This window comes from Actinomycetes bacterium, from assembly GCA_035489715.1.
In the GTDB taxonomy this organism is placed as follows: Bacteria; Actinomycetota; Actinomycetes; order JACCUZ01; family JACCUZ01; genus DATHAP01.
This window is the reverse complement of sequence record DATHAP010000174.1, coordinates 1-5,815: the sequence shown is the minus strand read 5'-3', so window position 1 is coordinate 5,815 and position 5,815 is coordinate 1. Positions and strand designations below refer to the sequence as shown.

Sequence of the window (5,815 nt, the reverse complement as noted above, 5' to 3'; positions counted from 1 at the left end):
GTTCTTCGCCAGGCGTGACAAGGGGGCCTGGACGGTGCCCAAGGGCGAGCCGGAACCCGGAGAGGACCTCAAATCGACGGCCCGCCGCGAGTTCGCAGAGGAGCTAGGGCTGCCGGTGCCGACCGGGCCGTTGTTGCCGCTCGGCGAGGTCGTCCAGAAGAACGGCAAGGTCGTGAGCGTCTGGGCGCTCGAGGGCGACCTGGACGTCGATGACGTGGTGCCCGGGACCTTCGAGATGGAGTGGCCACGAGGCTCCGGCCGGGTCGGGACGTTCCCCGAGGTCGACCGGGCGGCCTGGTGGACGCCCGCCCAGTGCGGGGACCGCATCGTCCCGGCTCAGCTCGAGCTGGTCACCCGCCTGGTCGCCCAGCTCCCCTCGTCCTGACCGGGCGGCTGCGTCGTCCGGGTCAGGCGGCGTGGATCGTGCGGCCCCGCACGACCGTGCGGCGGCAGGTCGGTGCCCCGACGGCCAGCCGGTCCGCCGTCGGCAGCCCGTCGGCGCTCAGGCCACCCTCGTCCAGACCCCCACCGGCGCCGGTCAGGTCCCACACCGCGAAGGTCGCCGGTGCGCCGGCCGTCAGCACGCCGTCGGCGTCCCGCCTGGCCGCCAGCCAGCCGCCCCGGGTGTGCGCGGCGAAGGCTTCCGCCGTCGGCAGGCCCGACCCCTCCGTGTGGTGCCGCACCGCCGCCAGGACCGAGCCCCACGGGTCGACCGGCGTGACCGGCGAGTCCGAGCCGAGGGCCACCGTGACGCCGGCCGCGGCCATCGCCGCGAACGGGTTCAGGCCCAGGGCACGGTCGACACCGAGGCGCCGGGCGTACATCCCGTCGGGACCGCCCCAGAGCCGGTCGAACGCCGGCTGCACCGACGCCACCACGCCCAGGCGCGCCAGGACGGGCAGCATCTCCGGCGGCGGCATCTCGAGGTGCTCGATGCGGTGCCGCGCCGAGCGGACGGCGGCGGTGCCGAGCTGCTGCTCGGCCAGCTCCAGGCCCTCCCAGATCTCGACCAGCGCCCCGTCGCCGATGGCGTGGAAGCCGGCCTGCAGGCCGGCGCGGGTGCAGGCGACGACGTGGTCGCGCACCTCCGCGGCGTCGAGGTAGCCGTGGCCGGCGTGGTCGGCGTCGGCGTACGGCGCCCGGAGGTAAGCCGTGTGCGACCCGATGGAGCCGTCGGCGAAGAGGTCGCCCGCCGCGCCGGCCGCCCCGAGCTCGCGGGCGGTCGCGATGCCGTCGGCACCGGCCTGCCCCCAGTAGGGCACCAACTCCGGGCCGGGCTCCTCCCCGACGAGGGCGAGCAGGGCCCGCAGGTCGTCGACGCTGGAGATGTCCGGCCCGGCCAGCTCGTGCACGCAGCCCACGCCGAGCGTCGCCGCCCGGGCGAGGGCGGTGCGCTGCACCGCCCGGCGCTGCTCGGGCGTCACCGACTCGCGGGCCATCCGGCGCACGACGTGGTGGGCGTCGCGGGTCAGGTGGCCGGAGTCGTCGAACCCCGGCTGGGTGCGGGCCTCGGGAGCCGCTGCCAGCAGCGCCGAGGACACCACGGCCGAGTGCACGTCGACGCGGCTGAGGTAGGCCACGCCGCCGTACGTCGCCCGGTCGAGCTCCTGCCTGGTCGGCGGCCGACCCTCGGGCCAGCCGGACTCGTCCCAGCCGTGGCCGAGGACCACGCGGCCGCGGCCGGCCCGGCCCGCCTTCTCCACCCGGTCGAGGCAGTCCGCCAGCGAGGTGGCCCCGGTGAGGTCGAGACCGGTGAGCGCCAGCCCGGTGGACGTCGTGTGGACATGGGCGTCGACGAAGGCAGGCGTCACCAGCTGCCCAGCGAGGTCGACCACCTCGTCGACGCCGTCCTCGTGCGGCTGGGGGTCCCGGCCGACCCAGGCGACCGCGCCGCCGCTGACCAGCAGTGCCGTCGCAGCCGGGTCGTCGGGGCTGAGCACCCGCGCCGACCGGTACAGCGTCGTAGGTGCGTCGGGCATCGGGTCAGTCTGCCAGCCGGCGCTCGAAGAGCCGCCGGGCACCGGGCTCGGCCCGGAGCAGGTCCAGCGCGGTGGCCGCGTGACCGGGGACGTAGCCGTTGCCGATCAGCATGGTGACGTCTGCGGCCAGGCCCTCGGCACCCAGCGCGGCGGCCGAGAAGGAGGTCGCCATCGAGAAGAAGATGACCGTGCCGCGGTCCGCCGTCGAGAGCACCGCGCCGTGCTCGCAGCCGGGCACGTCGACGCAGACCACGGTGACGTCGGCCGGCCGGCCGAGGGCTCCCTCCACCGCGGCGGCCAGCGCGACCGGGTCACGGGCGTCGGCGACCGCTACGGCGTCGGCCAGCCCGGCCTCGCGCAGCAGGTCGGCCTCGGCCTCCAACGGCACCACGCCCACGGTGCGGGACGCCCCGGCCCGCCGGGCGGCGGTCAGCGACAGGGAGCCGCTCTTGCCGGCTCCGCCGACGACCGCCACCGTGGGCGCCTGGTAGCCCCGCACGACCCGGTCGGTGAGCGCGGGCGCCCCGCAGACGTCCAGCACGGCCATCGCGAGCGCGCCGGGCAGGTCGTCGGGCAGCACCGCGGCGATCGACCGGCCGAACAGGATCGCGTGGCCCTCGGCGGGCACCTGCTCCGACCGGCCGTCCCAGGAGGCCAGCCCGTCCGTGATGCGCAGCGGCGTCAGCGACAGGGACACCAGGGTGGCCACCCGGTCGCCCACGGCCAGACCGAGGGGCGAATCCGGACCCACCTGGTCGACGACCCCGACCAGCATGCCGCCGGACCCGGTCACCGGGTTATGCATCTTGCCCCGGGCGGCCACGATGTCGAGCACCTCGCGACGTACCGCCTCGCCGTCCCCGCCGTGCTTGGTCGCGAGCTGGCGGAACGACGCCGCGTCCAGGTTGAGTCGCTGGACGGCGACCCGCACCTCGTCCCCAGTGATCTCCGGGCTGTCGTCGAGGCGCTGGGCGGCCTGCGGCAGGGCGCCGGCGGGCTCGAGGACCCGGTGCAGCCCGACGGGCGAGGACGGTCGGGAAGGGGCCACGGGCGCAGATCTTACGGTGAGATGTTGGATCCACCGAACGTCCTCCCGTAACCTCGGGCGAGGACCACAAGTCCTCCACGTTGCCAGCCCATGCCTGCCCCCTGCCTTGGAGCCTCGATGACCGCGACCACCGACGTCCCCGCCGGCCCGGAGGCGTCCCACCTCGAGCAGCCCTACGCCTACCGGCGCCGCGAACTGGTCGAGCCGGACTGGAGACGGTTGCCGGGCTACCGCGGCGTCACCGCGGAGGAGTGGGCCAGCGCCCAGTGGCAGCGGGCGCACTGCGTCAAGAACGTCAAGCAGCTGCGCGAGCTGATGGGCGACCTGCTCGAGGACCGCTTCTACGCCGACCTGGAGCGGGACCAGGCCGAGCGCGCGACCATGTCGATGCTGATGCCGCCGCAGATGATGAACACCATCGTCCCGGCCGGCCCGGCTGACGGCCAGAGCTGGACCGACGCGTTCTACGCCGACCCGGTCCGCCGTTACATGCTCCCGGTGTTCTCCGACCGGCGCACCGACTGGCCGAGCCACCCGCACGCGACCCGGGACTCGCTGCACGAGCATGACATGTGGGTGGCCGAGGGGCTGACCCACCGCTACCCGACCAAGGTGCTGGCCGAGCTGCTGCCGACCTGCCCGCAGTACTGCGGCCACTGCACCCGGATGGACCTCGTCGGCAACTCGACCCCGGTGATCGACAAGCTGAAGTTCGACCTCAAGCCGGTGGACCGGTACGACGCCATGATCGACTACCTGCGCCGCTCCCCCGGCGTGCGGGACGTCGTCGTGTCCGGTGGCGACGTGGCCAACATGCCGTTCAAGAACCTCGAGGCCTTCATCGCGCGGCTGCTCGACATCGAGAACATCCGCGACATCCGCCTGGCGACCAAGGCACTCATGGGGCTGCCGCAGCACTGGCTGCAGGACGACGTCCGCGCCGGCATGGAGCGGCTCGCCACGGTCGCCCGGGCCCGCGGGGTGCACCTGGCGATCCACACCCACGTCAACAACGCCAACTCGGTCACGCCGCTGGTGGCCGACGCCACCACGGCCATGCTCGAGGCCGGCGTGCGCGACGTTCGCAACCAGGGCGTCCTGATGCACGGGGTCAACGCCACCACGACCGACCTGCTCGACCTCTGCTTCTCGCTGCTCGACGGCGCCGGGATCATGCCCTACTACTTCTACATGTGCGACATGATCCCGTTCTCGGAGCACTGGCGGGTGTCCGTCGCCGAGGCGCAGAAGCTGCAGCACGGGATCATGGGCTACCTCCCCGGCTTCGCCACCCCGAGGATCATCTGTGACGTCCCGTTCGTCGGGAAGCGCTGGGTGCACCAGATCGAGGAGTACGACCACGAGCGCGGCATCTCGTACTGGACCAAGAACTACCGCACCGGGATCGAGAAGACCGACACGTCGCTGTCAGAGGCGCTGAGCCGCCGCTACGAGTACTACGACCCGATCCACACCCTGCCCGAGGCAGGGCAGGCGTGGTGGCGGGAGCACGGCCCCGTGGCCGACCACGAGGCCGCCGTCGACCAGGCTGCGGCGTCGCGGGCGGCGGCGTCCGCCCAGGCGGCAGCGCCGGCCCAGGTCTGAGTCCGGGACCCGGGCCGCCGGCGGGACCGGGTCCGCGCCGGCCCGGCGCCGGCGTCAGGCCTAGGTGGCCGCGCCGTCGCTGATGTCCGCCGCCCCGGTACGCCGGGCGGTGTCGGCCTGGTCGCTGGCCCGCAGGCGCTGCGCCAGCCCGACGATCACCTTGCGCATCAGCGTGGGGCTGTCCTCGAGAGTGGCCCAGAACCGGCGCCGGCCGATGATCAGCAGCTCGACCGGGGTCGTGGCGACGATGGTGGCGTCCCGGGGGGCGGGGTCGATGACCGCCAGCTCGCCGAACCAGTCGCCAGGGCCGAGCTTGGCGACCTCGGCGCCGCCGCGCTCCACCACCAGCTCACCCTCGACGACCAGCCAGAACTCCTCGCCCGGGCGCCCCTCGCGGACCACCGTGTAGCGCGCCGGGTACCTCAGGTGGTCGGCCTGCCGGACCATCAGGTCCAGCTCCTTCTTCGACATCCCGGCGAAGAGGGGCACCGACTTGAGCCGAGCGATGTACTGGTCCTTGGCCATCCGACGGGGCCCCTTCTGCAGAGTGTGAGGTCACTGGACCGCCACCGCGGCCCCGGTGTCAACCAGAACGGCGATATGTCCGGATAACCGGGGCGCCGGTGCGCGGCCTCAGCTGGGGCGCCGGAAGATCTCGGTGACCCAGATCCGGCCGCCGACCGCGATGATGCCGACGCCGACCTGGCGCATCCGGGTGTCGAGGATGTTGCCGCGGTGGGCGGACGAGCTCAGGAACGCCCGGTGGACGGTCCGCACCGAGTCGCCGGTGCCGACGTTCTCGGCGATGGCCGACCAGCAGCAGATCGAGCTGAAGCTCGCGGTGTGGAACAGCGTGGCGGACGACGCCATCTGGCGCGAGTGGGACCGGGCGATCGTCGACAGGTCGCCGGAGAGCGCCAGCGGACGGAGCCCGTGCGCCGCCCGCGCGTTGTTGATCTTGGCCAGCATGGCGGCCTCCCGGGTGGTGACCGCCGAGGCCGGGGCGCCGCCGACCAGGGCGCCGGCCGCGAGGGCGACGAGAGCGGAGAGCAGGGCCAGGATGATGCGTTGTACGCGCACGAGTCGGTCCTTCGGCAAGGGACAGAACTACCCCCGTGCGGCCGTACCTCTTCCCCCCGGCCGCGTCAGTTATCCCTGATGGTGCGGCAATCCCACAAGCCAC

At 73.7% G+C, this 5,815-nt stretch carries 6 protein-coding genes; 2 read left to right on the top strand and 4 right to left on the bottom strand.

Going from position 1 to position 5,815, the window contains the following annotated elements; all coding sequences use genetic code 11:
• The coding region (locus tag VK640_14150) for an NUDIX domain-containing protein (GenBank protein HTE74324.1) at positions 1-385 on the top strand (385 nt) is incomplete at its 5' end.
• Positions 386-407: 22 nt separating this feature from the next.
• Here the strand turns inward: VK640_14150 and VK640_14145 are convergent.
• Both VK640_14145 and VK640_14140 read right to left on the bottom strand, forming a co-directional pair.
• On the bottom strand, positions 408-1,979 hold the full coding sequence (locus tag VK640_14145) for an amidohydrolase family protein (protein ID HTE74323.1): 1,572 nt from the start codon (positions 1,977-1,979) through the stop codon (positions 408-410).
• Positions 1,980-1,983: 4 nt separating this feature from the next.
• The gene (locus VK640_14140; protein ID HTE74322.1) at positions 1,984-3,027 is read right to left on the bottom strand and encodes an L-erythro-3,5-diaminohexanoate dehydrogenase; all 1,044 of its coding nucleotides are present in this window, start codon (positions 3,025-3,027) and stop codon (positions 1,984-1,986) included.
• A gap of 117 nt (positions 3,028-3,144) precedes the next feature.
• On the opposite strand from VK640_14140, the gene VK640_14135 reads away from it, so the two are divergent.
• Positions 3,145-4,632 carry a lysine 2,3-aminomutase gene (locus VK640_14135; protein ID HTE74321.1) on the top strand — a complete coding sequence of 496 codons (1,488 nt, stop codon included), beginning with the start codon at positions 3,145-3,147 and terminating at the stop codon, positions 4,630-4,632.
• 60 nt (positions 4,633-4,692) lie between these two features.
• Here the strand turns inward: VK640_14135 and VK640_14130 are convergent, their stop codons facing one another.
• A complete protein-coding gene (locus VK640_14130; protein ID HTE74320.1) occupies positions 4,693-5,157 on the bottom strand; it encodes a cyclic nucleotide-binding domain-containing protein in 465 nt (154 codons plus the stop codon).
• A 108-nt stretch (positions 5,158-5,265) separates the two neighbouring features.
• On the bottom strand, positions 5,266-5,712 hold the full coding sequence (locus VK640_14125; GenBank protein HTE74319.1) for a CAP domain-containing protein: 447 nt from the start codon (positions 5,710-5,712) through the stop codon (positions 5,266-5,268).
• Between the last annotated feature and the right edge of the window lie 103 nt (positions 5,713-5,815).

What these genes read in the sequence shown, in the direction of transcription:
- VK640_14145 (HTE74323.1), bottom strand. Translation starts at nt 1,979, where the DNA reads ATGCCCGACGCACCTACGACGCTGTACCGGTCGGCGCGGGTGCTCAGC.
- VK640_14130 (HTE74320.1), bottom strand. Translation starts at nt 5,157, where the DNA reads ATGGCCAAGGACCAGTACATCGCTCGGCTCAAGTCGGTGCCCCTCTTC.
- VK640_14135 (HTE74321.1), top strand. Translation starts at nt 3,145, where the DNA reads ATGACCGCGACCACCGACGTCCCCGCCGGCCCGGAGGCGTCCCACCTC.